The 25,303-nt window shown below is 64.5% G+C and carries 27 protein-coding genes, 1 tRNA gene and 1 pseudogene; 13 read left to right on the top strand and 16 right to left on the bottom strand.

Features of this window, described 5'->3' with window-relative positions:
• Positions 1 to 179 precede the first annotated feature (179 nt).
• The 3 genes and pseudogenes from VGH54_RS02300 to VGH54_RS02290 all read right to left on the bottom strand — a co-directional run bounded on the left by VGH54_RS02300 (position 180) and on the right by VGH54_RS02290 (position 1,191).
• On the bottom strand, positions 180 to 821 hold the full coding sequence (locus VGH54_RS02300; protein WP_331510317.1) for a maleylpyruvate isomerase family mycothiol-dependent enzyme: 642 nt from the start codon (positions 819 to 821) through the stop codon (positions 180 to 182).
• Positions 822 to 842: 21 nt separating this feature from the next.
• Positions 843 to 1,109: pseudogene (locus VGH54_RS02295) on the bottom strand (DUF899 family protein); the annotation flags it as partial.
• Positions 1,033 to 1,191, bottom strand: coding sequence for a hypothetical protein (locus VGH54_RS02290; RefSeq protein WP_331510312.1), 159 nt, complete (start codon positions 1,189 to 1,191; stop codon positions 1,033 to 1,035). The gene VGH54_RS02290 and the pseudogene VGH54_RS02295, both read right to left, overlap by 77 nt.
• A gap of 97 nt (positions 1,192 to 1,288) precedes the next feature.
• On the opposite strand from VGH54_RS02290, the gene VGH54_RS02285 reads away from it, so the two are divergent.
• Both VGH54_RS02285 and VGH54_RS02280 read left to right on the top strand, forming a co-directional pair.
• A complete protein-coding gene (locus VGH54_RS02285) occupies positions 1,289 to 1,690 on the top strand; it encodes a metalloregulator ArsR/SmtB family transcription factor (RefSeq protein WP_331510311.1) in 402 nt (133 codons plus the stop codon).
• Positions 1,687 to 1,812, top strand: coding sequence for a hypothetical protein (locus VGH54_RS02280; protein WP_331510310.1), 126 nt, complete (start codon positions 1,687 to 1,689; stop codon positions 1,810 to 1,812). The genes VGH54_RS02285 and VGH54_RS02280 overlap by 4 nt, the downstream gene beginning before the upstream one ends.
• A gap of 105 nt (positions 1,813 to 1,917) precedes the next feature.
• Here VGH54_RS02280 and VGH54_RS02275 read toward each other — a convergent pair whose 3' ends face one another.
• Positions 1,918 to 2,880 carry a zinc-dependent alcohol dehydrogenase family protein gene (locus tag VGH54_RS02275; protein WP_331510309.1) on the bottom strand — a complete coding sequence of 321 codons (963 nt, stop codon included), beginning with the start codon at positions 2,878 to 2,880 and terminating at the stop codon, positions 1,918 to 1,920.
• A gap of 816 nt (positions 2,881 to 3,696) precedes the next feature.
• Between VGH54_RS02275 and VGH54_RS02270 the strand changes: the two genes are divergently transcribed.
• Positions 3,697 to 4,386, top strand: coding sequence for a DUF3761 domain-containing protein (locus VGH54_RS02270; RefSeq protein WP_331510308.1), 690 nt, complete (start codon positions 3,697 to 3,699; stop codon positions 4,384 to 4,386).
• Between the two features lie 50 nt (positions 4,387 to 4,436).
• Positions 4,437 to 5,039, top strand: a complete 603-nt coding sequence (locus tag VGH54_RS02265) for a hypothetical protein (RefSeq protein ID WP_331510307.1) — start codon at positions 4,437 to 4,439, stop codon at positions 5,037 to 5,039.
• 23 nt (positions 5,040 to 5,062) lie between these two features.
• Here VGH54_RS02265 and VGH54_RS02260 read toward each other — a convergent pair whose 3' ends face one another.
• From VGH54_RS02260 to VGH54_RS02245, 4 genes are all read right to left on the bottom strand, one after another.
• A complete protein-coding gene (locus tag VGH54_RS02260; RefSeq protein ID WP_331510306.1) occupies positions 5,063 to 5,614 on the bottom strand; it encodes a recombinase family protein in 552 nt (183 codons plus the stop codon).
• A 228-nt stretch (positions 5,615 to 5,842) separates the two neighbouring features.
• The gene (locus VGH54_RS02255) at positions 5,843 to 8,518 is read right to left on the bottom strand and encodes an ATP-binding protein (protein ID WP_331510305.1); all 2,676 of its coding nucleotides are present in this window, start codon (positions 8,516 to 8,518) and stop codon (positions 5,843 to 5,845) included.
• Between the two features lie 324 nt (positions 8,519 to 8,842).
• Complete coding sequence (locus VGH54_RS02250) at positions 8,843 to 9,823, bottom strand: AAA family ATPase (protein ID WP_331510316.1); 981 nt, start codon at positions 9,821 to 9,823, stop codon at positions 8,843 to 8,845.
• 118 nt (positions 9,824 to 9,941) lie between these two features.
• Complete coding sequence (locus VGH54_RS02245; RefSeq protein WP_331510304.1) at positions 9,942 to 10,175, bottom strand: DNA-binding protein; 234 nt, start codon at positions 10,173 to 10,175, stop codon at positions 9,942 to 9,944.
• Positions 10,176 to 10,773: 598 nt separating this feature from the next.
• Between VGH54_RS02245 and VGH54_RS02240 the strand changes: the two genes are divergently transcribed.
• Positions 10,774 to 11,586: a site-specific integrase gene (locus VGH54_RS02240; protein ID WP_331510302.1), complete on the top strand. Its 813-nt coding sequence runs from the start codon at positions 10,774 to 10,776 to the stop codon at positions 11,584 to 11,586.
• A gap of 32 nt (positions 11,587 to 11,618) precedes the next feature.
• Here the strand turns inward: VGH54_RS02240 and VGH54_RS02235 are convergent.
• The 3 genes from VGH54_RS02235 to ponA2 all read right to left on the bottom strand — a co-directional run bounded on the left by VGH54_RS02235 (position 11,619) and on the right by ponA2 (position 15,266).
• Positions 11,619 to 11,692: transfer RNA gene (locus VGH54_RS02235), tRNA-Pro, on the bottom strand.
• A 145-nt stretch (positions 11,693 to 11,837) separates the two neighbouring features.
• Positions 11,838 to 12,785: a metallophosphoesterase gene (locus tag VGH54_RS02230; protein WP_414688623.1), complete on the bottom strand. Its 948-nt coding sequence runs from the start codon at positions 12,783 to 12,785 to the stop codon at positions 11,838 to 11,840.
• A gap of 69 nt (positions 12,786 to 12,854) precedes the next feature.
• Positions 12,855 to 15,266, bottom strand: coding sequence for a transglycosylase/D,D-transpeptidase PonA2 (gene ponA2, locus VGH54_RS02225; protein ID WP_331510300.1), 2,412 nt, complete (start codon positions 15,264 to 15,266; stop codon positions 12,855 to 12,857).
• A 336-nt stretch (positions 15,267 to 15,602) separates the two neighbouring features.
• Between ponA2 and VGH54_RS02220 the strand changes: the two genes are divergently transcribed.
• Positions 15,603 to 15,959 (top strand): WhiB family transcriptional regulator, encoded by a 357-nt coding sequence (locus VGH54_RS02220; protein ID WP_414688622.1) that lies wholly within the window; start codon positions 15,603 to 15,605, stop codon positions 15,957 to 15,959.
• Between the two features lie 12 nt (positions 15,960 to 15,971).
• Here VGH54_RS02220 and VGH54_RS02215 read toward each other — a convergent pair whose 3' ends face one another.
• Positions 15,972 to 17,093, bottom strand: a complete 1,122-nt coding sequence (locus VGH54_RS02215) for an ArsA family ATPase (protein ID WP_331510299.1) — start codon at positions 17,091 to 17,093, stop codon at positions 15,972 to 15,974.
• Entirely contained in the window at positions 17,090 to 18,109 is a 1,020-nt protein-coding gene (locus tag VGH54_RS02210; protein WP_331510298.1) for an ArsA family ATPase, read from the bottom strand. The genes VGH54_RS02215 and VGH54_RS02210 overlap by 4 nt, the downstream gene beginning before the upstream one ends.
• A 50-nt stretch (positions 18,110 to 18,159) precedes the next feature.
• Between VGH54_RS02210 and VGH54_RS02205 the strand changes: the two genes are divergently transcribed.
• The 3 genes from VGH54_RS02205 to VGH54_RS02195 are packed head-to-tail and all read left to right on the top strand — an operon-like array spanning position 18,160 to position 19,570.
• Positions 18,160 to 18,321 (top strand): hypothetical protein, encoded by a 162-nt coding sequence (locus VGH54_RS02205; protein ID WP_331510297.1) that lies wholly within the window; start codon positions 18,160 to 18,162, stop codon positions 18,319 to 18,321.
• Positions 18,318 to 18,773: a RidA family protein gene (locus tag VGH54_RS02200; protein ID WP_331510296.1), complete on the top strand. Its 456-nt coding sequence runs from the start codon at positions 18,318 to 18,320 to the stop codon at positions 18,771 to 18,773. The genes VGH54_RS02205 and VGH54_RS02200 overlap by 4 nt, the downstream gene beginning before the upstream one ends.
• A gap of 5 nt (positions 18,774 to 18,778) precedes the next feature.
• Positions 18,779 to 19,570 carry an MBL fold metallo-hydrolase gene (locus VGH54_RS02195; protein WP_331510295.1) on the top strand — a complete coding sequence of 264 codons (792 nt, stop codon included), beginning with the start codon at positions 18,779 to 18,781 and terminating at the stop codon, positions 19,568 to 19,570.
• Here the strand turns inward: VGH54_RS02195 and crp are convergent.
• Positions 19,567 to 20,241 (bottom strand): cAMP-activated global transcriptional regulator CRP, encoded by a 675-nt coding sequence (crp, locus tag VGH54_RS02190; RefSeq protein ID WP_023368605.1) that lies wholly within the window; start codon positions 20,239 to 20,241, stop codon positions 19,567 to 19,569. The genes VGH54_RS02195 and crp overlap by 4 nt on opposite strands.
• 134 nt (positions 20,242 to 20,375) lie before the next feature.
• Positions 20,376 to 20,708 (bottom strand): hypothetical protein, encoded by a 333-nt coding sequence (locus VGH54_RS02185; RefSeq protein ID WP_331510314.1) that lies wholly within the window; start codon positions 20,706 to 20,708, stop codon positions 20,376 to 20,378.
• Positions 20,709 to 20,923: 215 nt separating this feature from the next.
• On the opposite strand from VGH54_RS02185, the gene nth reads away from it, so the two are divergent.
• From nth to marP, 4 genes are all read left to right on the top strand, one after another.
• Positions 20,924 to 21,604, top strand: a complete 681-nt coding sequence (gene nth, locus VGH54_RS02180; protein WP_331510313.1) for an endonuclease III — start codon at positions 20,924 to 20,926, stop codon at positions 21,602 to 21,604.
• Positions 21,605 to 21,627: 23 nt separating this feature from the next.
• Positions 21,628 to 22,278, top strand: coding sequence for a TlpA disulfide reductase family protein (locus VGH54_RS02175; protein ID WP_331510293.1), 651 nt, complete (start codon positions 21,628 to 21,630; stop codon positions 22,276 to 22,278).
• Positions 22,279 to 22,351: 73 nt separating this feature from the next.
• Positions 22,352 to 23,134: a CoA pyrophosphatase gene (locus VGH54_RS02170; protein ID WP_331510292.1), complete on the top strand. Its 783-nt coding sequence runs from the start codon at positions 22,352 to 22,354 to the stop codon at positions 23,132 to 23,134.
• Positions 23,134 to 24,324, top strand: a complete 1,191-nt coding sequence (gene marP, locus VGH54_RS02165) for an acid resistance serine protease MarP (protein ID WP_331510291.1) — start codon at positions 23,134 to 23,136, stop codon at positions 24,322 to 24,324. Before VGH54_RS02170 ends, marP begins: the two co-directional genes overlap by 1 nt.
• On the opposite strand, the gene VGH54_RS02160 is transcribed toward marP, so the two are convergent.
• A complete protein-coding gene (locus tag VGH54_RS02160) occupies positions 24,317 to 25,282 on the bottom strand; it encodes an alpha/beta hydrolase (RefSeq protein WP_331510290.1) in 966 nt (321 codons plus the stop codon). The genes marP and VGH54_RS02160 overlap by 8 nt on opposite strands.
• Positions 25,283 to 25,303 lie beyond the last annotated feature (21 nt).

Below are 25,303 nucleotides of genomic sequence, written 5' to 3'. Positions count from 1 at the left end.
GTAGACGTCTTGATGTTGTGGGGCCACAAAGCTCCCTTGTGCCCATCACTGCCGGATGCTTTGGCGTCTGCGTTTCGTCAAGTGATCTGGCCCCAGGGGCGGCACGAATTTTGGTCCCACCCCGTCTAGCTAGACGTACCCGCGATTCCCCCCACGTGCGCTTGCCGCCTCGACTGGGCTCAGCGGGCGAGCCGGCCGGCCAGCACCGGCTGCCCTGGGCCGGCCAGCTCCCCGATGGCACTTCGCCGGCCGGTGATCGCCATCAGCACGGCTTCTGCCGGTCCTGTGACTTCCGGTCCCTTGCCGTGAGTCCAGTCCAGGTCGGTCGGGGTCAGGCGTATACCGCGGGCGAGGCGCCACGCCGGCAGTTCGGGGCTGCACACGCTGGCCCCCAGGACCCACCGCAGCCGTTCAGTCGGGATCTGGCGAGGCATACCCAGCGGACGGCGGATGTCCTGATGATGGATGGTGACGTCGAGCAGGGCGAGTCGGCCCCCGAGAATAGTGGCCAGCCCCTGTGGCCTCAGATGAGCCCGCAGCCTGTGGAGGAGCTGTTCGGTAGTGAGGGATGCGAGTTCGTCAACACCCACCTGGTTCCGACCCCGGATGGCGCGGCGAAACATGCCAAGAAGACTGACCCCGTCGAAGCTCATGACGTGAGCGACCACGTCCCGTACCCGCCAGCCCTCACAAAGCGACGGCGCCTCCCACTGCCCGGGCGTCAGAGTCTCCAGAAGATCAGCTAGGTCCGTGCGCTCGGCGGTGGCCATCTCAAGACCATCCACGGACAGAAGTCTGTCACTTGCGCGCCCTGTGTCCATGAGGGCAGGGCTGCCCAGCGCTTCGTCGCCGCGATTGTTGATGAAGTAGGAGCGGAACACCCGCTCGCCAGCCTGATCGGTCAAGCGGATGAACGCGTTCGTGCCATGCCACCCATCCACGCCGAAGTCGATGTCGAAATCGTCGGTGAGGGTGTACCACGGCATCTGCCAGCCCATCCGTGCCTTCACCCGCTCAATGTCGGTCTGCGGCCTAGCTGACCCGTTTGCCTCGGGTGGTGGTTCTGCTGGTGCGTAGTCGCGCGGGCGCCTCCAGGGCGAACGCGGCACCGATGATGATCGGGCGGCCAGTGATCACCCGATCGTCGTCGAGCAGGTCGGCGGCGGCGATCAGATCATTCAACTCTGCCAACGAGGCGAACCGTCGTCGTCGATTCGGACGCCACCTATTTCGGGGCGCCCCTCGCGACGAATAGCCTGGTAGTTCCTGCCTAAGCTATTATCTGCGTATGAACGCAGGTAATGAGACCTCGGCTGCGATCCCCGAAGACCAGGTCAACCTGATCGTCGAAGTGTTCCGCATGCTTGCCGACCCCACTCGGATCAGGGTCCTGTGGGCGCTCACCGGCGGTGAGTCGGCGGTCAACGAACTCGCCGAACAGCTGGGCAAGCCCGCGCCATCGGTATCGCAGCATTTGGCCAAGCTGCGGATGGCGCGGCTGGTGCGCACCCGCCGCGAGGGCACCACGATCTTCTACAGCCTGGAAAACGAACACGTCAGCCAGCTCGTCGTCGACGCGGTGTACAACGCCGAACATGCCGGCCCCGAGGTGCCCCGCCACCACCGCAGCGACGACACGGTACGCGGCATTGCCCGTGATCGTCAGCCCCGCAAGGCGACTCAGCGATGACACACACTCACGGCGGCCATGGACATGCCCATCCACACGGGCTACCCGGGGCGATCAAAGAGATTTTCGCGCCGCACTTGACTACCGCGGTGATCCACGCCTATCCCGCCCACGAGAGCTAGTGAGCTCGGAGATGGCCAACGCCATCATCTTCGAGCCTTTGGGCCAGGCGGCTTCGCAGTCTGAGACCAGCAGGACACCCAGAGTCCCCAGGCAGCCTGGGAGTGCTACGCCACTTTCAGGAGGATCTTGCCGCCGCGGAGGAGATGCTGCACCGCGTCCTGGATGTGCTCGAGGGGGTACACGCCCGCCACGGGGACAACGAGGGCGCCGTCGGCCACCAGCGGTGCCACCTCACGAATGACCGGCACCACCTTGTCGCGGTAGTCGAAATCGCCGACAAAGAATCCGCGAACGGTGAGGTGCTTGCCGACCAGTGTCGAGGTATCGACCCGCATGGGTTCGTCCCTGGCCCAGGAATAGCTGACCAACCATCCACCGTCGGACAGCAATTCGAGCAGCCGCGCCACCCCCGGGCCCCCGACGGCTTCCACTGCCAGCGCCACTCGCGCGTCGCCGATCATTGCTCGAACATCTCCGACCGCATCGGGGTCATCGACGTGGACCACGTCGGCGCCGCCTGCTGTGAGCTCGGCGAACGTTGCGTCGTCACGGGCCAGGTTGATCGTCTTCAGCCCACGAAGTTTGGCTAGCGCGATCAATGACCGTCCCACACCGGAGTTCGCGGCGTTCTGAACCACCCAGTCACCGGGCTGCAGGGGGGTGACTTCACTGAGCATCAACCCTGCCGTCGGGGGGTTGCTGCCCAGCATCGAATACTGCTCGATGTCGCCGCCGGCGGGGAGTGCGAACAGGCCGTCGGCAGGCACGACGAGCCGCTCACGCCACGCACCGGCATACAGAGGTAGCACGACCAGATCGCCGACCTGCAGTCCATCGACCTCGGCGCCAGTGGCAAGCACGCGCGCAACCCCCTCCGCGCCTGGTATGTGGGGCAGGGGTGGTCGCGCCAGCATGCCGCCGACTACCAGTAGGTCGTGTTTGTTCAACGGCGAGACCTCAACGCTCAACAGAACCTCATGCGGACCCGGTGGCGGCGGCTCCTCGATGTCGACTACGCGGAGCACCTGCGCGGGGTCGCCGAACTGTTCCATCTGGATGGCGCGCATAGCAATTCCTCTCCATCGAAGGCTGGGCCGCTGTGTGAGCCTGCCTAACGGATACGGCCTATGACCCCGCGAAGTGCGGTCCCACTACTGCGGCTGCTCACCGAGTCTGCAACGTTGGCAGGGCGGACATGCTGGCTCGCCTGCCATGCGCGGGCCGCTCTGGGCGGTCGCGACTCCATGCCGGCGCAGCCGGTCGGGACTGTTCGCTTCATCTCAGCCCCCACGGTTGAACACGGAGAGACTGGGCATTGCAGGCCCATCCCGTAACTATTCCAAGTCAGGCGATCTAGTAGTTGTAAATGGCCTGACGGCTTACGCCACATTCGTGGCGAGCGCGGTGCAGAACGGACCTGGATGCGTTGCCAGATGTACTCGACCAACGCCGTACGGCTGCACTGCAACGTCAATTGTCAACGGCGACAGTGAAACTGACGGGTAAAAGCTTCGTGGCAGACTTGTTGAGCCTGCTACCAGCCAAAACACAGTCGGGGTGGCGGGATTCGAACCCACGACCTCTTCGTCCCGAACGACGGCGAACATGGAAGATGGGCCACATGGGATAGTCACGGCTAATGGTGGATAGTGGCTGCTGATCAGGCATTCTTCGTCACTAATCCCCAGTCGTTAGCAACTGCCGTCGGATGGAAAAACGTACCGGCCTGCGTATCGCATCGGATCACACATCGGAATCGCCGAGGTTAACGAGCGTGGTCAGCGACGGCGCATTTTTCACCAATCAGGGGGTGGTCGAGCGCTCCGTCACATACGCTGCCGTTCCGTCGGGCAACGTCATGAACGAGGACGAGCTTCGGGGGGATGGGCACAGTGCGTGTTCGTGCAACTCTCATCGCAGCAGCAGCCATCGCAACGGCCGCCATTGGCCCGACAGCCGTAGCGCCTGCGGACAGTCGGGAGGGAGTAGACGACAACCCGGTGGGTGCAACCGCCATGTGTGCAGATCACCTTTACTCCCACAGTGGAACCCGAAGCGGTACATGTTCACACCACGGCGGTGTCGCACAGTGGTGTCCGTGCGGTTCCCCGCCGCCCTCCGCATCCGGGGGTACAAGTGGACCGGCAGCCGATGCGGACCAGCACTTTCTCAGCCTGATGTCACAGATTCCCGGTGTTACTGTCACAGACCCCGCGGCCCTCACCGCAAGTGGCCGCCCGGTCGACATAGTTGGCACGGACATACGTCACTTCGAACTCAGCCAGCTACACGCACAGGCTGCAGCCGACTACGTGACATCGCGCACACGGGCGACAGGCGATGATGATGCCCTAGTCACGGTCGGTTACATCGGTGGCGGAAGCGCTGCGGTCCCTCGGTTCGTGCTTGACGTTCAGGGCCACGAATGGGAGAAACGGCTAGTCGATGTTTTCTTACCGCTCCGCGAGTTCGGTACAGGACTCAAGCTTCGCGTCGTACAACGTGCCCTGGCCGACAGCCCTCACTGGACCCCGCAGGACGTCAGCATGCTCTTCGAGCAACTGCTGTCCTAATTCAGCGTTACGGGAAGCCGACGTTCGCGCGGATCTGAAAGGGAGGGCAGTTGCAAACCGCAGTGTGGTTTTTGTTGCTTACGGCTGTAGGGATTCCGGCCGGGAATGCGATCTCCACCTGGATCTCTAATCACTTCAATCGCGGCTTAACGCAGAAGACGGCACTCCTTACGGCGGCGCAGCGACGCAGAGATGCTGAGATCGCACAACTTCGCGACTGTCAGGCGGCCTTGCTAGATGCTGCGACCGCCGTACAGTCTTACGTATTGTGCGTCGACAAAAAAATTCGGCTCAAGACGACGATCCCAGAAGTAGCCTGGCCCGCAGCGCGCGGGTTTGTTGAACGCGCCGTGGTTGGCGCACAACGACTTCGGGCAATGGCTCGCGCCACGCCCTCGGACGAGTTGCATGATGCATACACGGCCGTCGCAGACCTGATTATGAAAGTTGTCCAAGGCAGCGACGACCCCAACGCAGCCGACCCGTGGGACAAAGACGTTAGTGGCCCACAACCCGACACGATCACGCGCGCGGTCAACGCAACGGCTGATGCAATCAAGGAGTTGTACGACACCTATCCGGCAGAGCTTGGGGCAAAACCGGCCTCACCTCAACTGCCGTCGAGAGATCCGAACCGTTCGATCATCGACTGACGCCGCTCCGTTACTGGTCGGAGTCAGGCGATCTTGTAGTTATAGACGGTCTGACGGCTGACGGCGTATTCCGTGGCGAGTGCGGTAACAGATGCGCCCTTGGCCAGGCGTTCGCGTAGCTCACTAGCCTGCGTCGGCGAAAGTGACGCTTTACGTCCCTTGTACTTCCCGGCAGCTTTGGCGAGGGCGATTCCCTCCCGCTGACGTTCAAGGATCATCGACCTCTCGAACTCCGCAACAGCTCCGAGCATCGACAGCAGGAGCGTGTTCATCGGTGAATCATCACCTGCGAATGTCAGGTTCTCTTTGCTGAACTCGACACGCACGCCCTGGCCTGTCAGTTCCCGAACAATGCGGCGCAGGTCTTCGAGGTTGCGTGCGAGTCGGTCCATGGAGTGGACGACGAGCGTGTCACCCTCGCGGACGTAGTCGATTGCGTGGGCCAGCTCCGGTCGGTCGGTGTCCTTGCCGCTCGCCCTATCGGTGAACACTTTGTCGAGTTCGATCCCGTCCAGTTGGCGGTCCGTGTTCTGATCGACGCTGCTCACTCGCAGGTAACCGATTCGCTGTCCCATCACGGACTCCTACGCTCGATGGACTGTCAAAGTAGACTCTAAGACGTTTAAGGACACATGTCAATCAAAGGGCGTACGGACCCTAATTTGACAACCGTCTGCCATGCCGCGAGCTGTCCAGTACGGGTGTACCCCAAATGGACGCATGGAAGGAGAAGTGGTGGCCCTGGCAAGGGCGATTGAGAGGATGCTGCGCCGCTCTCGCGTTGGATACGCGACTCGCGCAACTCAACCAGGGTGTTCGAGTTCTGTTCGGGCCTGCTCGATTTGGTCATATGCGTACGTCACCATCGCGGCGGTGGTCATCGTGTCACCCTTGCGGGCCAGCGATTCGTAGGTCTGGTCGCCGAGCACTTGACGTAGGTGCGCGATTGTCGTGTCGAACTCGGGATAAGTTGACCGGGTGAAGGCGGTAGCGGCGAAGCCACTGATGGTGGCGGCGGCTTCGTAGTGTTCGAGCCGACCTAACAACGTGGCGAGGATTGCAATCGCGCTAGGCAATATGGAAAAACTGCCGGAGTCGTGGAAGTTGCGGATCGCCAGAGTCGCGTAGTCGAGAGCGTCCGTAACCTCGGCGCAGGTGGCCGCAAACCTTGCCAGCATTCCCGCATGGTATGACTCTGCAAATCGATTGCCGCTATCTTGAGCGATCTGCAGGCCCCGACGGTGTGCTTCATACGCTGCGACGGGATCGACGTTGAAGTGGACGGTGCCGTACGCCAGGAGGGCGTAACACACGACCTGGGGATTGCCGGTTGCATCGGCGCTGGCCAAGAGGCCCTTTGATACCGCCATTGCCTCGTCATCCGCGCCGGTCATTGCCAACGCCTGAACCAAGCAAGCGCGGGCAAACGCATGAGTGCTTGGGCTTCGTGCCAACACGTTGCGGCATACCTCGACAAAACGCTCGGGCCAACCCTTCGCCAGGTACGCACCGCCCAGCCAGACTTCGCCTTCGTGCGGTAGTTGATCGAAACGTCCACTTTCGAGAAGTACCAAGCCGGCCTCGCCGTAGTCGATCCCATCGTCAATCCGTCCGGACGCATAGCATTGCGCTGCCGCCACATAGAGCTGGGCTAGCCGGCGGTGTTCGATGGCCTTCGCGGCCTCAATGAGTTCCTCGGCCCACGCCGATGGCTCATACTGCGCGAGGAAAATGCCGAGCGATGTCGCGTAGACGGCAATGACAGCGGCTGTGTCGAGGTCGTTGTGGTCGGAGGCCCACCGAAACGCGGTACGCAGATTCGCCAGCTCGACCGTGAACCAGTCGTAGGCCTCACGTTGGCGGGGGCCGTCCCACAGGGCCAGGATGTCGGCTTCGCGTCCGGCGAAGCACCGCGAGTGGGCGGTCCGAATCGCGGATGCTTCACCGCGCACGACGAGTTGGTCCTCGGCGAACTGGCGGATCGTCTCCAACATCGAAAACCGGGCATGCCCAGACGAGCGATCCGCCACGAGCAGCGACTTGCGCACCAGCGCGTCCAGTAGATTCAGCACTTCGAATTCGTCTTGATCGGATCCGGCTACCGCACAAGCACTTTCGAGGTCGAAGCCGCCCGCGAACACCGAACATCGGTCCAGCAGAACCTTCTCCGCGTTGTCGAGCAGGTCGTAAGACCAGGCCACCGCATGGCGGAGCGTTTGGTGGCGTGCCAGGCCGCGCCGCGATCCCACCAGCAGCCGGAAACGGTGATCCAGCCGATCACGCACGTCGCTGGCGGTCAACGATGCCATCCGCGAGGCCGCCAACTCGATGGCTAACGGGATGCCGTCCAGGCGGCGACAGATTTCCACGACAGCGTCCGCCTCGCCGGGCTGGGCCAGCGAGAAGTCCGACACGACACTGTGGGCGCGGTCGAGGAAAAGGTCCACCGCAGCCGATTCGGTTCCGGAGTTGACGTCGAGCGACGGGACACGCCATAACTGTTCGTCGCTGACCCCCACTCCTTCGCGGCTGGTCGCCAGAATCGTGACGGTCGCCGAGGCGGCCAGGATCGCCTCGATCAGATCCGCGACACTGTCGACAACGTGCTCGCAGTTGTCGAACACCAGCAGCCGGACTCTGCCCTCCAAGGCGGAGGCCACCGATTCGGTCACTGTCTTGCCCGGTTGCTGGGTGATGCCCAGCAGCGCCGCCACTGCGTCGGGTATCGCCGCTGGGTCGGTGACTGCGGCCAGCTCGAAAAACCAGACTCCGTCGGGGAACTCATGGGCCAGCCGCGCCGCGGCCTCGGTCGCCAGCCGGGTTTTGCCGACCCCGCCTACCCCGGTCAACGTCACCAACCGATGAGCCTTGACCGCCGCTTGCAACTCGGCGACCTCGGACTCGCGTCCGATGAAACTTGTGGTCTGAGGCCGAAGGTTCCCCGGACTCGCATCCAGTGCCCGCAAGGGTGGAAAGTCCGTGCGCAGGCCGTCGACTTGGACCTGGAACACCCCAACCGGCGTCGGCAGGTCCCGCAACCGGCGCGGCCCCAGATCCAGCAGATCGACTCCGCTGAGCAGGCCCGCGGTCGACTCGGCCAACAGGATCTGCTCGCCATGACCGGCGGCCATCACCCGCGCAGCGCGATTGAGCACCGCACCGAAGTAATCCCCGTCGCGCAGTTCGGCCTCGCCGGTCGCCAGCCCCATCCGCACCGGCAACTCCAGCGCCCCCTGGGCGGCCACCGCGGCATCCACCGCAGACCTGGGCGACGCGAACGCGGCACACACACCGTCGCCGGTGTGCTTGAACAACCAGCCGCCGTGCGCCTCAATTGCCCGACGTAGCACCTCGTCATGGGCGGCCAGCGCCACCCGCATCGCATCCGCATCGGACTCCCACCGACGGGTCGAACCCTCCACATCGGTGAACAGAAACGTCACCACTCCCGAAGGAGCAGCCGCAGGAGGAGCGGACATACCTGCAGAATCTCACAGCAGGCAGGCGGTGACACCATGTCCGGTGCATTCGCGTATCGCCACCCGTGCCAGTTGTGCCCGGCATCCGGAGTGGCACAACTGGCACACCGGGGCGGGTGCCAACAGAACTCACTTGGGTGGCGGGGTACCCCTTCCGCGCTCGCGGCGCGGACACGGCCTGCTGTACCGCCCCCTCTCTGCGGCCTCATTGGCCCGAGCCTTGCAATTGCATTTCGCTATCAAACGGAAAGTCACGGGGCACCGCCGAGGCTGGCAGGCCTCGTCCCGTCTTCCCGCCTTCCCATCTTCCTGACTTAGGTGCGCTCACAGGCTTGTCATCCACTTGCTACCTACCCTTTTCCTCGTCGCGCCGACTCGATCACGCGCACCCCGTAGCTGGTCTTCGCTGTAGCCCTCGGCGTTAGCCATGGTGAGAAGCTCTGCAGATGGCACCGGGCCATCGGACAGAATGTCCCTGAGCCACAGATCAATTGCGTTCGTCTTGGGTACCGGCCTAGCTACGTCATTTTGCTCGGCGAGCACCTCCTGAATCGTCCTGTGGTCATCGCAAATGGAGTCCAGGAGAGCCACAGTCCCGTCGCTGTTCGTGGTTGCCGCGAAGTGCTGCACGGGCGTCTTTTCGAACCAGTGGGCCACGCCCTTGGCCCCGAGGTTGCTCTTGTCCGGCCCAACGATCAGTGCCTGGCTGCCGGGATCTTCAAGGGCATACATAGTGCTACGTGCTACCTGCCGCAACCCGCCAGACAAACCGTATGTGTTTCTAATATCCTGGCTCTCTTGACGATTCGTGTGCGTCACTAGCAGGACGGCTGCTCCCGACTTGGCCGCGTGCTTCTTCCACGGGCTGACGGCCTGGCGAGCCTTCTGGGTATCCTTGACCTGCAGACCACCTGCCACCGTGTCGATCCACGCATCGACAACTACCAGGCTTGGTACTACTCCGTTGTCCTGCAGCACGGACATGTCCTCAGGGAAGGTGGGTGTGCCGGTGCCGTCTTGGTCCACGCACAAGACGTGCAAACGGTCCAGGTCCGCACCAGCGACTTCAAGCCGTGGCCGCACGGTGTCCTCCCAGCCGTCCTCGGTGACGATCAAGATCGCGTCGGCAGGACTGCCTCCAGCGGTGAACGGTCCCCATGGGGTACCGGTGGTGATCGATGCAGCCGCCCGAATCGCCCAGAGGGACTTGCCAATTCCTTCAGCCCCCACCAGTAGATTCACTTTGCCTGCTGCAAGATAGCCCGGGGGCCAGTCTCCAAAGCACGGGCTTCGATGACGCCATATCGCTCGCTTTGTGTAGTTGAACTGTGGTCACCACTTGCTCCTCTGGGTCGTAGCTTTCTGGTGTGCTCGTCGAAGATGGGAAGGGGGGAAGGCGGGGTAGAGATACAGCATGCGGCGGTTACCCGCCTTGCCCGATTGGAAGGCCGCCGCCCCTGGCGGTTGTGGACTCTTGTGCGGACATCCACGCGACGACGTCCGAGCGCCAGTACCGGACGTATCGACCGCACTTCCAACTCTTTGGCCCTGTACCGGTGGCGCGATACCAGCGGTAGGTAGCGATGCTGTGGCCGCTCAGGTTAGCGGCGTCGTTGATGTTGAGCAGTTCGTCGTCGGGTTTCACTTTGTCGGACATGATCTCTCCCTAAGTCGCGGTAGCTGTTGTCGGCCAACCACTCCAACTTGTTCTCGTTAATCACACCACGGCCAGGTTTACGTCGAGCTAGTAAATCGTTGTTGCCCAATCTGTTTGGCTGTTATGCCAGTTGTGCCACGCCCGTACATGTGGCACAACTGGGTGGGTTGGAAATCGCCAGTTCCATAGTTGGATGCGTACTTTACGATTCGAGCCATGAAACAGCAGCCGGGGAGCGCGTCAAGGCGTTGAGAACCTATGGGTCAGCAGATCCGGCGAGCGGACGAAGCTCTACGGCACAGGTAAGCAGTACCGGGCACGCTACGTCGACACCAACGGCAGAGAGCGGACCAAGCGATTCCGATACAAAGCCGAGGCCAACGAATGGCTGAAACAGATCACCCGCACAGGACTAGACATCGCACCTCCCGTGGCGGGCGAATGGACAGTGGCGCAGCAGTTCTCGCTATGGATTCGCAAAGCGGACATCGCACAGACGACCAGAGCTACGAGGCAGCACACCTGGCGAGCACATGTCGCTGATAAGTGGGCCGACCTCCAGTTGACGGAAGTATCGCCTCCCGACGTCAAGGCGTGGGTGGCCGACTTGGTTGAGGCCGGGATCGGCGTGCCCACGATTGAGAATGCGCTCGGTGTCCTGCGAATGGTCCTCAAAGATGCGGTCGACGACGGGCGGCTGATCCGCAACCCTTGCGAGGGCATAAATGCTCCCAGGCGTCGGCACAGGCCGAGGGCCTACCTTGACCACCTCCAAGTGGAGGAGCTGGCGACCGCCGTCGGGGAAGACCACGGACTGGTGGTTCGTCTCTTGGCTTACACAGGTCTGCGCTGGGGTGAACTGGCTGCGCTCTCAGTTGCGTCGGTGGACTTGCTTCGTCGTCGCTTGCAGATCACGCGAGCGGTAGCAGAGGCGGACGGTCAGCTGAACTGGAAGTCACCGAAAGACCATGAGCGTCGCTCAGTGCCTTTCCCGGTGTTCTTGGCAGCCGAACTCGGTGAGCAGATGGCTGGCAAGGGTCCAAAGGATCTGCTCTTCTCTGCTTCGAACGGTGGGACTCTGCGCGTGTCTCTCTGGAGACCTCGTGTCTTCAACGTCGCCCGAGACTCACTGGCCGATTTCCCGATGGTCACACCGAATGATCTGAGGCATACAGCCGCCAGCTTGGCGGTGTCAGCGGGCGGCAATGTACTTACACTCGCCCGCATGCTCGGCCACGAGGACCCGAGCCTGACGCTGAAAACTTACGCCGACCTTTTCGACACGGACCTGGATGCCTTGGCTGACGTTCTGGACCAGCATCGGACGGCGGCCCTGCGACCATCAATCGCCAACGGCGACAGTGAAACTGCCGAGGAAAACGTACCGGGTACGGTGCGGCAATCTGCGTAGCAGACTTGTTGAGCCTGCTAGCCAAAACACAGTCGGGGTGGCGGGATTCGAACCCACGACCTCTTCGTCCCGAACGAAGCGCGCTACCAAGCTGCGCCACACCCCGCGTGAAGCCACGACAGCGTATCGCACCGCCCCGGCACCCCGCCAAAGAGCATTGGCTCAGCAACCACTTCGGCCGGCAGCAGTAGTCCGCAACCGCCGCGCAGATCACATCCGTTCCAGTCGGGGATTTGCCTCCGGATAGCGAGTTAGCCCACCGAATACGTGGGTTGCGACCGGCTACGGTCGCGTTGCGCCTCGCGCCCGCCGATGGGCGCCGCAATCAATGTCAGCAAGGTGGCTTCGGGTCGGCAGCAGAACCGTACCGGCGCGTACGGAGACGTGCCGATCCCAGCGGACACGTGCAGCCGCATGTTGGCGCCCCAGCGCGACGGGCCTTTGGCGCGCGAGCGATCCAGGCCGGAGTTGGTCACCAGCGCTCCGTAGAACGGCAGGCACAGCTGTCCGCCGTGGGTGTGGCCCGCCATCACCATTTGGTAGCCGTCGGCGGCGAAGCGGTCCAGCACCCGGGGCTCCGGCGAATGAGTCAGTCCCAGCCGCAGGTCGGCGGCCGGGCTGGCCGGACCGGCGATCGCGTCGTAGCGATCCCGGGCAATGTGCGGATCGTCCACACCCGCGGCCGCGATGTGCAAGCCCGCTACCTCGAATTCGCGACGGTTATGAGTCAGGTCCAACCAGCCGCGTTCGGTGAATGCCGCCCGCAGGTCCTGCCAGGGCAGCGGCTGACCGTGCACCCGGTGACCGGGGTTGGCCAAGTAATTTAACGGGTTCTTCGGCCGCGGACCGAAGTAGTCGTTGCTGCCGAAGACGAAGACGCCGGGCACCGAAAGCAAATCGCCGAGGCTCTGGACTACTGCCGGCACCGCCCGGGGGTGGGCCAGGTTGTCGCCGGTGTTCACAACCAGGTCGGGCTCCAAGCCGGCAAGTTCACGCAGCCACGCCTGCTTGCGGCGCTGACCGGGCCGCATATGCAGGTCGCTGATGTGCAGCACCCGCAACGGCGATGAACCCGGGTCCAGTACCGGGATGGTCAGCTCGCGCAGCACGAACGCATTGCGCTCGATCAGCGAGGCGTAGCCGATCCCGGCAGCAGCCGATCCAAGCGCGACGGCACCGGTACTTTTCAGAGCGGTCATGGCGGAGGGCATGCAGGCCAGCGTACTGCCGCTCGCCAGACAGCGGCGCGTCACACACCAGCAGACTTGCTATGGAGGCGGCGGCGCCAGGATCGGAATGGTGATCGGCGGAAGCCCCGGGATATCGATCACTTGCGAACCCACCGGCGGCGGACCTCCGGGGACGCCTTCCAGCGGCGGCGGCGGCGCAATGCCGTTACTGGTCTGGATGGTGATGACCGCACCGGGAATCGTCTGCCCGTTGGGAGTGGTCCCCACTACCTCGCCGTATTTTGCGCTGCTGTTGATCGACGCGGGCTGCTCGGCGACCTGGAAGCCGGCGTCTTTCAGGCGCTGACGGGCGGCGTCGACATCCAGACCGGCGACGCTTGGTACCCGAGATCCGGGGCCGCCTTCGACGTACTCCGGATCCGTCGGCGGCATCTTCACGTCACCGTAAAGTGTGGCGATCGGCTTCATCGCGGTGAACCAGGTGCGGGCCGGCTCGTTGCCGCCGTACAGGTTTCCGTCGCCGCAGCGCCGCAGCGGCGACGAACACAGGTCGGACGGCGACGTGGAGTCGTCGTAGATGTAGTTGGCGGCGGCCAGCTGGTTGGTGAAGCCGACGAACCCCGATGACCGGTGCGCCTCGGTGGTGCCGGTCTTTCCGGACACCGGCAGATTCCAGCCGGCGGCTCCGGCGGAACCGGCGGCGGTGCCGCTGCCCAGCGCGTCCTTGCTCATCGCGTTGGCCAGCGTGTTGGCCAGCCCTTCGGGCACCACTTGGTCGCAGGCTTCGGTAGTGACGGCCACCTGGTTGCCGTTGCGGTCGATCAGCTTGTCGATGGGATTCGGCGGGCACCACTTACCGCCGGAGGACAGCGTCGCCGCCACGTTCGACAGCTCCAGCGCGTTCAGCTCGAACGGGCCCAGCGTGAACGAGCCGATGTTCTGCCGCTTGATGAAGTCGGCCAGGCTCTCGTTGCTCTCCTGGTCGTAGTCGCGGGCGCTGCCGGGCTCGGCGTAGGACCGCAGCCCGAGCTTGACCGCCATGTCGACGGTTCGCTGCACACCCACGAGTTGAATCAGCCGAGCGAACGCGGTGTTGGGCGACGTGGCCAGCGCGTCGGTCACATTCATCGACCCGCGGTAGTTCCCGGCGTTGATCACGCACCAGGTTTCTTTGGGGCAGCCTTTGGCGCCGCCGTTGCCCATGCCCTTGGTCTGGAAACGGCCCGGCACCTCGAGTTGGGTGTTGATGCCCATGCCCATCTGCATCGCGGCCGCGGTGGTGAAGATCTTGAAAATCGACCCGGCGCCGTCGCCGACCAGTGAGAACGGTTGTGCCCGCATGGTTTCGCCGGCCTCGCTGTTCAGCCCGTACGTCCGGTTGCTGGCCATTGCGACGACCTTGTGCGAGGTCTTGCCGGGCCGGATCACGCTCATCACGCTGGCGATGCCCTCGAGGGTAGGGCTGGCGTAGGTGTCGATCGCGTGCTTGACCGGCTCCTGTACATCGGGATCCAGGTTGGTGCGGATCAGATAGCCGCCGCGAGCCAGCTGTTCCTTGTTGATGCCGGCGCGCGCCAGGTAGGCCTGCACGTAGTCGCAGAAGAACGCGCGATCACCAGCCGCGATGCAGCCGCGCGGTAATTCCTTGGGCTGCGGCAGAATTCCCAGCGGCTCGGCCTTGGCGGCGCGTATCGCGTCGGCCTCGTTGGGAATATTCTGGATCATGGTGTCCAGGACCAGGTTTCGGCGGGCCAGCGCGCCGTCCGGGTTGGTGTAGGGATTGAGCGCACTGGTCGACTGGACGAGTCCGGCGAGCAGGGCGGCCTGCTGCCAGTTCAGGTCCGTGGCGTTGACGCCGAAATACGTCTGCGCCGCGTCCTGCACGCCGAAGGCGTTGTTACCGAACGACACCAGGTTGAGGTAGCGGGTCAGGATCTCCGGTTTGGTGAAGGTCTTGTCCAAAGTGAGCGCCATCCGGATCTCGCGCAGTTTGCGCGCCGGGGTGGTCTCGGTCGCCGCACGCTTTTCGGCATCGGTCTGCGCGATCACCAGTAATTGGTAGTTCTTGACGTACTGCTGCTCGATCGTCGAGCCACCGCGGGTTTCGGCGTCGCCCGAGGCGTAGCCGGCCAGCCCGGTCAGCGTGCCCTTCCAGTCAACGCCGTTGTGCTCGGCGAATCGTTTGTCTTCGATCGAGACGATGGCCAACTTCATGGTGTTGGCGATCTTGTCGCTGGGCACTTCGAATCGGCGCTGCGAGTACAGCCAGGCGATGGTGTTGCCCTTCGCGTCCACCATCGTGGTCACCGCCGGGACATCGCCTTCGAGAAGTTGCGCCGAGGCATTGCCGACGACTTCGGAGGCCCGGTTGGACACCAGCCCGATGCCACCGGCGATGGGAAACAGCAGGGCGGCGACGATGATGCTGGCGAGCAGGCAGCACCCGGCGAGCCTGGCAATGGTGACCGCGGTCGCGGGGCGCTCGGACATGGCAACTACACTAGCGGCGCTGCGACCGAAGTCTGCGCGAGTGGTCGACGAGGACCTCTCCCCCGATGGCGGCGCCTTAGGTTTCTCTCAGTCGCAGCTCAGGCGGCTATTACCCGCCAGATTCTCCGGGTCCGGAGTCCCTTTCATGATCGGACTGCACGGTCGTCCCAAAAAAGGGGGTCAAAGAATGTTGCGTAATTGGTACCTGACCACGTAGCTTATCCACACAATGAGATACAGGTAACACCGACCGGGACAGTGTGGCACAGGTCGCATCGGGTTTCTGGATCACACAGTGGGTGCCACACCGGTGGCAGGAGCGAAGGGGAATCGCTGGTGTCAGGTATTCGGACCGCGGTGCATAAGACGAACGCAACAGTTCCTGCAGCCACCATACCGTTCGGGGCTGAGGCAGAGTCGAGGATCGCCTGGGTTTCTAAGGCGCTGTGTCGGGCCGCCGACCCTGATGAGCTGTTTGTTCGGGGGGCGGCACAGCGGAAGGCCGCGGTGATCTGTCGGCACTGCCCGGTGATGTTGGAGTGCGGCGCTGACGCGCTGGATAACCGTGTCGAGTTCGGCGTCTGGGGTGGGATGACCGAACGTCAGCGGCGGGCGCTGCTCAAGCAGCACCCCGAGGTGGTGTCCTGGGCGGAGTTCTTCAATACCCAGCGCAAGCACCGCAGCGTCGGCTAACAGCCGCAATTCCTAGCCGGCCCCGGTCATCTGGTCGGCGATCGCACGCAGCGCCTCCAGATCGGAGACGTCGAACGGTAGCGACGGCACGCCGACAATTGCCACGTGGGGGTTGGCCCCGGTGAATCGGGACAGCAGCCGGATCTCTCGCTTGGACGTCGCAGCGCGGTCGGCGTGGATCTGCAAGATGGCTTTGGTCAAGGCGTTCGCGCCGTCGCTGTCGAATGTCTCGGCGCCGTCGATGGCGCGTTCCACCGGCAACGAGCACAACATCGGATGCGTGCGGTTCAAGATCAGCCCGGCCAGCGGCATGCTTTCCTCGGAAAGCCGGTCTACGAAGAACGACGCTTCCCGCAGTGCATCCGGCTCGGCCGCCGACACCACGACGAATTGAGTGCCCCGCCGCTTGAGCAGTGAGTAGGTGCGGTCGGCCTTTTCCCGGAAGCCGCCGAAGGTGGCGTCCAGCGATTGCACGAAACTTGCAGCGTCGGAGAGCATCTGCGAACCGAGGACGGTCGACAGCGCCTTCATCGCCAAGCCGACCGCGCCGGTGACCAGTCGCCCGATCCCGCGCCCGGGCCCCAGCAGTAATTTCCACAGTCGACTGTCCATGAAGCTGCCGAGCCGCTGGGGTGCATCCAGGAAGTCCAGCGCGTTGCGCGACGGCGGAGTGTCCACGACGACCAGGTCCCAGCGGTCCTCGGCCAGCAATTGGCCGAGCTTTTCCATCGCCATGTATTCTTGCGTGCCGGCCAGCGAGGTCGCGACCGTTTGGTAGAACTGGTTGTCCAGAATCGCCTGTGCGCGATCGGATCCCGAGTACTGGATCACCATCTCGTCAAAGGTGCGACGCATGTCGAGCATCATCGCGTAGAGCTCGCCGGGTACCTCTGGAGCAAGCGGCACGCGTTGCGGGGTATTACCGAGGTCGCTGATTCCCAACGCCTGTGCCAATCGCTTGGCCGGGTCGATCGTCAGGACCACCACCGTGCGGCCGTACTCCGCCGCGCGCAGCGCCATGGCCGCGGCGGTGGTGGTCTTCCCGACCCCACCCGCGCCACAGCACACCACGACGCGGTTGGTGGTGTCCTCGAGAATGCCGGCGATATCAAGAGTCGGCGGTGTCGTGCTCATCGAACTCCCTGCTGCGCAAGCGATTCCGATAGCTCGTAGAGGCTGCCCAGATCGACACCGTCGGCAATGGTCGGCAGCTCCAACCGTGCCACCTTCAGCTCGTCGAGTTCCTCGGCAGTCGATGCGCGTGCGCCGATCCGGGTTGCGTGCTGAATGGTCTCGGTGAGCAAGCCCGCGAAGTCGTCGTCGCTGAGCTTGATCCCGGCGGTGGCCAGGCCCGCCCGTACCGCATCGGCGTCGACATCGCCCTCGGCGGCCTTGGCGAGATCGTCGGGCTGCAAATAGACCGGGATGTTGCGGTTGACGATCACCGAACCGATCGGCAGCCCCATTTCCTGCAACTCGTCGATGGCTTCCTTGGTCTCCTGCATCGGCAGCGCTTCCAGCAGGGTGACCAGGTGGATGGCCGTCTGATCGGAGTGCAGGATCTTCACCACGCCCTCGGCCTGCGAGTAGACCGGGCCGCCCTTGGCCAAGTCCGACACCGCCCGGGTGACGTCCAGGAAGCGCGCGATGCGACCGGTCGGGGGCGCGTCGACGACGATCGCGTCGTAGACCGGCAGCTTGTTCTTGTCGACCCGGATCACCGACTCCTTGATCTTGCCGGTGAGCAAGACATCGCGCAGACCCGGAGCGATCGTCGTCGCGAACTCGATCGCACCGACGCGACGCATGGCTTTGCCGGCGATGCCGAGGTTGTAGAACATGTCGAGGTATTCCAGGAAGGCGGCCTCGATGTCGATCGCCAGCGCATTGACCTGGCCGCCGCGCTCGGCGCTGGCAATCTTGATCTCCTTGTAGGGCAGCGGCGGCACATCGAAGAGTTGCGCAATCCCTTGACGCCCTTCGACTTCGACGAGCAGCACCTTGCGTCCACCGGACGCCAGGGTCAGCGCGAGCGCGGCCGCAACCGTCGATTTGCCGGTGCCGCCTTTGCCGGTCACGAAATGCAGCCGAGCCTTCGACAATCGCGATGGCCAGCCGATGGTGCTGCCGCCGCTCGATGTGGTCCCCACCCCTGCATGCTAACCAGATCGCCCGACCGGCCTGCCGATAAGCTCGGGATATGAGCCAACCCACAACCTGGGAGTACGCGACGATCCCGCTGCTGACCCACGCCACCAAGCAGATCCTCGATCAGTGGGGCGCAGACGGGTGGGAGCTGGTCGCCGTGCTGCCCGGCCCGACCGGCGAGCAGCATGTGGCATATCTGAAGCGCCCGAAGTGAGCGCAACGGCCCGGCTCGCCGAGCTCGGAGTCGACTTGCCGGTCGTCGTGAAGCCGTTGGGCTCGTACGTGCCCGCGGTGCGCAGCGGAAACCTGGTCTACACCTCGGGCCAGTTGCCGATGCAGGACGGCAAGCTGGTGCGAACGGGCAAGGTCGGCGTCGACGTCGCCCCCGAACAGGGCAAGGAACTGGCCCGGATCTGCGCGCTCAACGCCCTGGCAGCTATCCATTCGCTGGTGGGTATCGACTCGGTGACCCAGGTGGTGAAGGTGGTCGGATTCGTCGCGTCCGGACCGGGATTCAACGCTCAGCCGGGCGTGGTCAACGGCGCCTCGGATCTGCTGGCCGACGTGTTCGGCGACAACGGCGTGCATGCGCGCTCGGCGGTCGGCGTCGCCGAATTGCCGTTGGACGCCCCGGTCGAGGTTGAACTGGTGGTCGAGGTCGGGTAGCGGGCGTGACCGGAACCGCTGAGACGCTGACGCATCCCGCTTACGGCGAGTTGCGCCCGGTCACCGATACCGCGTCGGTGCTGCTGGCCAACAACCCGGGCCTGATGACACTGGAGGGCACCAACACCTGGGTGCTGCGCGGCCCGGGCAGCGACGAGGTGGTGGTGGTCGATCCCGGACCCGACGACGACCAGCACATCGCGACACTGGCCGGGGTGGGCCACATCGCGCTGGTCCTGATCAGCCATCGGCACGGCGACCACACCGACGCGATCGACAAGCTGGTCGACCTGACCGGCGCACCGGTTCGCTCGGCGGGCAGCGGATTTCTGCGTGGCCTGTCGGGCGAGCTCACCGACGGCGAGGTGATCGACGCTGCAGGCCTGAGCATCAGGGTGTGGGCGACACCCGGCCACACCGCCGATTCGTTGTCGTTCGTCCTCGACGATGCGGTGCTGACTGCCGACACCGTGCTGGGCCGGGGAACGACCGTCATCGACAACGAGGACGGCAGCCTGGCGGACTACCTGGATTCGCTACACCGGCTGCGTGGACTGGGTCAGCGCACCGTGCTGCCCGGGCATGGCCCCGACCTGGCCAACGTGGAAGCGGTGGCGGCGGGATACCTCGCCCATCGGGAGCAGCGGCTGGAGCAGGTGCGGTCGGCGCTGCGCACACTCGGCGATGAGGCCACGACGCGTCAGGTCGTCGAGCACGTCTACGTCGACGTCGACGAGGAGCTGTGGGACGTCGCGGAGTGGTCGGTGCAGGCCCAGCTGGACTATCTGCGTCGCTAGCGCGCGCGCCTGGCCAGGCGCTCGGAGTCCGAGATCAGCACGCTCTTGCCCTCCAGGCGAATCCAGCCGCGGTGGGCGAAGTCGGCCAGCGCCTTGTTCACCGTCTCGCGTGAGGCGCCGACCAGCTGAGCGATCTCTTCCTGAGTCAGGTCGTGGGTCACCCGCATCGCACCGCCCTCCTGGGTGCCGAACCGCTGAGCCAGCTGCAGCAGCTGTTTGGCGACCCGGCCGGGCACGTCGGTGAAGATCAGGTCGGCGAGGTTGTTGTTGGTGCGGCGCAGCCGGCGGGCCAGCACGCGCAGTAGCTGCTCGGCGATCTCGGGACGATCGGCGATCCAGGCCCGCAGCGCGTCGCGATCCATCGACACCGCACGAACCTCGGTGATGGTCGTCGCGCTGGAGGTACGCGGTCCGGGGTCGAAGATCGACAATTCACCGAACATGTCGGACGGACCCATGATGGTCAGCAGATTTTCTCTGCCGTCCGGTGAGCGGCGGCCGATCTTGACCTTGCCGGAAATGATGATGTAGAGCCGATCACCCGGCTCACCCTCCGCGAAAACTGTGTGTCCGCGCGGGAAGTCGACGGGTTGCAGTTGCTTGGTCAGGGCGGCGACGGCGCTCGGTTCGACGCCCTGGAAGATTCCGGCCCTCGCCAGGATCTCGTCCACGTTGCCCCTTTAGCTATTCAGGTGACTAGAGCTGTTCTCGGTCGATTGCCCGGCCGCCCCCGCAAGCGGGGACCTCCTAGCGCACCGGCCGCCCCCGAGTCTAGGAGGTAAGCCTTTTACTCGACGTGCCAACGCTACACACGATTGGCATGCTCACGCGGCGCAAATTGCCGATTCGCCTGCGAATGCTGATGCCGATGTCTGGGTGAGGCGGGTTGATTAGGGGCGGAGATTAAGGTGGCCGCCCACCATTGATCGGTAACGGGTTCCGCGCTGCTGGGTAGAGGCGCCGTTTCGTAGTTGATCCGGCGGTGCAGGGAGTCCAGGGCCTCGGGCATTCCCTCCCGGGCCAATGTGCGCACATCAATCGGTTCGGCCTGGTCGAGAAACTCCGCGACGTCACTTGCCGTGAGCGTGTCTTTTTCCAAGCCGGCTTCGAGCCGTTGAAGCCCTAAAGTTGCGAGCATTAGCAACCCAGGGATGAATGCAACCAGCAACCAGGACACAAGCAGCCAGTAAACACGGCCAAGGTCTCAGCGGGATCACGAATGAGTACCCTGTCTAGGTGACAACGGCCAAACCTTCTCGCGCCGCCGGCAAAGCCTCTACCGGGGCCGGCGCCGCCGCCGCCCGCCGTTGGCTCCCGGAGACCCGAACCGGCTTGGTGCGCCGGGCCCGCCGGATGAATCGTAAACTCGCACAGGCGTTTCCCGATGCGCATTGCGAGTTGGACTTCACCACGCCGCTGGAGCTCGCGGTGGCGACGATCTTGTCGGCGCAAAGCACGGACAAGCGGGTAAATCTCACCACCCCTGCGTTGTTCCTCCGTTATCGCACCGCACTGGATTACGCGCAGGCCGATCGCGAAGAACTCGAAACTCTCATTCGGCCAACCGGTTTTTATCGCAATAAAGCGACGTCGTTGATTGGCCTCGGTCAAGCGTTGATCGAGCGATTCGACGGCGAACTGCCCAACACCATGGACGAACTGGTGACCCTGCCCGGTGTGGGGCGCAAGACCGCGAACGTCATCCTGGGCAATGCGTTCGACGTTCCTGGAATCACCGTCGACACCCATTTCGGGCGCCTGGTCCGGAGATGGGGCTGGACGACCGAGGAGGACCCGGTCAAGGTCGAACACGCCATCGGCGAACTCATCGAACGTAAGGAGTGGACCCTGCTCAGTCACCGGGTGATCTTTCACGGTCGCCGGGTGTGCCACGCCCGCAAACCGGCCTGCGGGGTGTGCGTGCTGGCCAAGGATTGCCCGTCATTCGGGACTGGGCCGACCGAGCCGGAGATCGCCGCCGCGCTGGTGCAGGGACCGGAAACCGAACACCTCCTGGCGATGGCCGGGCTGTAGCGCGGCGCTGCGTCGGGGTTCCCTTGATCACGTTCACCTCTCGAGCCACCCGCTGGACCGTCGCGGTCCTGGTGGCGGTGGCCGCGCTGCTGGTGGCATTGCTGGTGGAACTGCGGGACGCGTCGCACTCGCCCAACCCCCCGTCGGCCGCGTCTGCTCGCGAGCACCGTGACGCCGACGGTGCGGCGGCGCTGGCCGGACCACGCCAACGCGCCGAGTTGGCCCCGTGTCCGCATCCGGGTGGGCAGCGAGGCTCGGCGGCTTTGCGCGACGTGACGGCCGAATGCGCCGCCGATGGCTCGGTCGTCGACGTCGGGCCGGCGCTGGCCGGCCACCGCGTCGTGCTGAACCTGTGGGCGTACTGGTGCGGGCCGTGCGCGGCCGAACTCCCGGCCATGGCGGAGTACCAACGACGGGTCGGATCCGACGTGATGGTGGTGACTGTGCACCAGGACGAGAACGAGACGGCCGGCTTGCTGCGGCTGGCGGAGCTGGGCGTCCGGCTGCCGACGCTGCAGGACGGCAGTCGTCGGGTCGCGGCGGCGCTGCGAGTGCCCAATGTGATGCCCGCGACAGTGGTGTTGGACTCGGACGGTAGCGTTGCGAAAACGCTGCCACGCGCTTTCGCCACAGCCGACGAGATCATGGTTGCGGTCGGAGCTCAGACACGATGACGCCGATCGACGATGCGCACCGCGGAGCGGCCCGGGGGAGCTTCGGGCGGTTGGATGTACGAGGGAGGCGTCGGTGAGCGGAGGCAGCACTCCCCAGCGTCTTGGTTCGGATGTCTTGGCGCCTGAGCTCAGCCCGCCCTGGTTGCGTCCGTTAGTCGACAACGTCGGTGAGATACCTGACGCCTACCGGCGACGCCTGCCCGCCGATGTGCTGGCAATGGTGACCGCCTCGAAGGCCGCGGCGGGTGACGGCGGACGCGAAGCGGCAGTGCTGGTGCTGTTTTCGGGCCCGCAGTCGAGCGCCGACGCACCCGACTCCCTTCCTGACGACGCGGACCTGCTGCTGATCGTGCGGGCCGCCACGTTGCGTCACCACGCCGGCCAGGCCGCTTTCCCCGGCGGCGCATCCGATCCCGATGACGACGGGCCGGTGGCGACCGCGCTGCGCGAGGCGCGCGAGGAGACCGGAATCGACACCGGCAGACTGCATCCACTGGTCACGATGGAGCGAACCTTCATCGCGCCGTCGGGTTTTCACGTCGTCCCAGTGCTGGCGTATTCGCCGGACCCGGGGCCGGTGACCGTCGTGGATCAGGCTGAAACAGCAATGGTGGCCCGAGTTCCGGTTCGGGCCTTTATCAATCCCGCCAACCGGCTGACGGTGTATCGCCGCACCTTCAGCCGCCGCTTCGCCGGTCCGGCGTTTCTGTTGAACGAGATGCTGGTCTGGGGCTTCACCGGTCAGGTGATCTCGGCAATGTTGGATGTCGCTGGTTGGGCAAAGCCCTGGGACGCCAGTGATGTTCGCGAGCTGGACGAAGCGATGGCACTGGTCGGCGACGAGGATGAGGCCTGATGAGCTCCTCACAATGGTTGGACATCGCGGTGCTGGCAGTGGCTTTCATAGCCGCGGTCTCGGGCTGGCGTTCAGGTGCGCTCGGCTCGCTGCTCTCGTTCGTCGGCGTGCTGCTCGGAGCGATCGCGGGCGTGCTGCTGGCTCCGCACCTCGTCGCGCATGTCGCCGCGCCGCGAGCCAAGCTGTTCGCCGCGTTGTTCTTGATCCTTGCGCTGGTCGTGGTCGGCGAGGTCGCCGGCGTGGTGCTGGGCCGCGCGGTCCGCGGTGCGATTCACTCCAACTCGGTCCGATTCTTCGACTCGCTGATCGGTGTGGCCGTGCAGCTGGTCGTGGTGCTGGTGGCGGCGTGGATGCTGGCGACGCCGTTGACGTCGTCGGCGGGTCAGCCCAGTTTGGCTGCGGCAGTGCGTGGTTCGCGGGTACTGGCACAGGTCAACGACTATGCGCCGGAATGGCTGAAGACAGTGCCCAAGCGGTTGTCCGCGCTGCTGGACACCTCGGGTCTGCCACAGGTGCTGGAGCCGTTCAGTCGCACACCAGTCGTGGCGGTGGCGGCCCCGGACGCCACGCTGGCCAAAAATCCCGTCGTCGCGAACACCGAACCAAGCGTGGTGAAGATCCGCGCGATCGCTCCCGGCTGTCAGAAAGTGTTGGAGGGCAGCGGATTTGTGCTGTCACCGGACCGCGTGATGACCAATGCGCACGTGGTGGCGGGATCGAACAACGTCACCGTGGAGGCCAGCGGCAATCCTTACGACGCCACCGTGGTGTCCTACGACCCGACGGTCGACATCGCGATTCTCTCGGTGCCGCACCTGCCGGCGGGTCCGCTGGCGTTCGCCAACTCCCCGGTGACATCGGGCACCGAAGGCATCGTGATGGGCTACCCGGGTGGTGGGGGGTTCATGGCGACGCCGGCCAGGATCCGCGAACTCATCGAACTCAACGGGCCAGACATCTACCGGAAAGCGACGATCAATCGCGAGGTCTACACCGTCAGAGCCAATGTGGAACAAGGCAATTCGGGTGGTCCGCTGATCGACCTCAACGGTCAGGTGATCGGTGTGGTGTTCGGCGCGGCGGTCGACGACAACGACACCGGTTTTGTGCTGACCGCCAAAGAAGTGGCCGCGCAGCTTGCGCACATCGGTGACACCACGCCGGTGTCCACCGGCGAGTGCGTCAGTTGAGTGGCGATCGGTACACCCGCTCGAGGAACCGCGACAGGTGGCCGTTGACTTCGTCCGGCCTCTCTTCGTGAGTGAAATGTCCTGCGCCAGCGATTGATACGTAGCGACCGTGCGGCGCGTAGCGCTGTGTTCGTTCGACTGGATCGTCCAGGACGTAGGGATCGGCATCGCCGTGAATGTGCAGCATCGGGATTCCGAACGGCCGGCTCATCGATCTCATGAAGCGTCGGCCCTCTTCGCGGAGTTGGCTGCGTACCGCCCAGCGCTGATACTCCAGTGCGCAATGCGCGGCTGACCGAATCTGGATCGCTTGGCGCAGATGACCGATTGATTCGGAAAAGTCTTCCGATGCAACCCATTTAGCACCGGCTCGGCTGCGTATGAGACGCTCGAGCCCGATTCCGTTGTGGCGGGTCAGCGCGCGTTCGGGCCAGATCGGCACTTGGTAGCGCAGCAACGAGGGCAGCAAAGCGCGGCCTTGATCGCGGCGGGTCAGCGCTGAGTGCCGCAGCGCGCCCGGGTGCGGGGAGCTGATCACCGCGATCGCGCGCACCCGCCGCGAGTGCAACACCGACGTGGCCCAGCACACCAGGCCGCCGTCGGCGTGACCGACCAGCGTGGCCGACGTGTGTCCCAGTGCGCGGATCAGTCCGGCGGTGTCGCCGGCCAGTGTCCAGCCGTCATACCCGCGGGGCGGTTTGTCGCTGCCGCCGTAGCCGCGCAGATCCACCGCGACCACGCGAGCTCCGGTCAGCCCACGCAACTGGTGACGCCACGACCACCAGAACGAGCCGAAGCCGTGCAGCATGATCACCAGCGGCCGCGCCGTCGGGGCGATGGTGGTGTCCTGGTCGTCCGGTGTCGCCTCGACGACGTGAAACCGAATGCCGTTGGCGTGCACGTCCAGATGGCGCCATGGACCGTCGATACGGGTGACCGACGGATCTGGTGGGGCCATCTACCAACCCGAGGGATCGGC

This window comes from Mycobacterium sp., assembly GCF_036488105.1.
Lineage (GTDB): Bacteria > Actinomycetota > Actinomycetes > Mycobacteriales > Mycobacteriaceae > Mycobacterium.
Note: the sequence above shows the minus strand (reverse complement) of the source record. Positions and strands in the feature narration are given on the sequence as shown.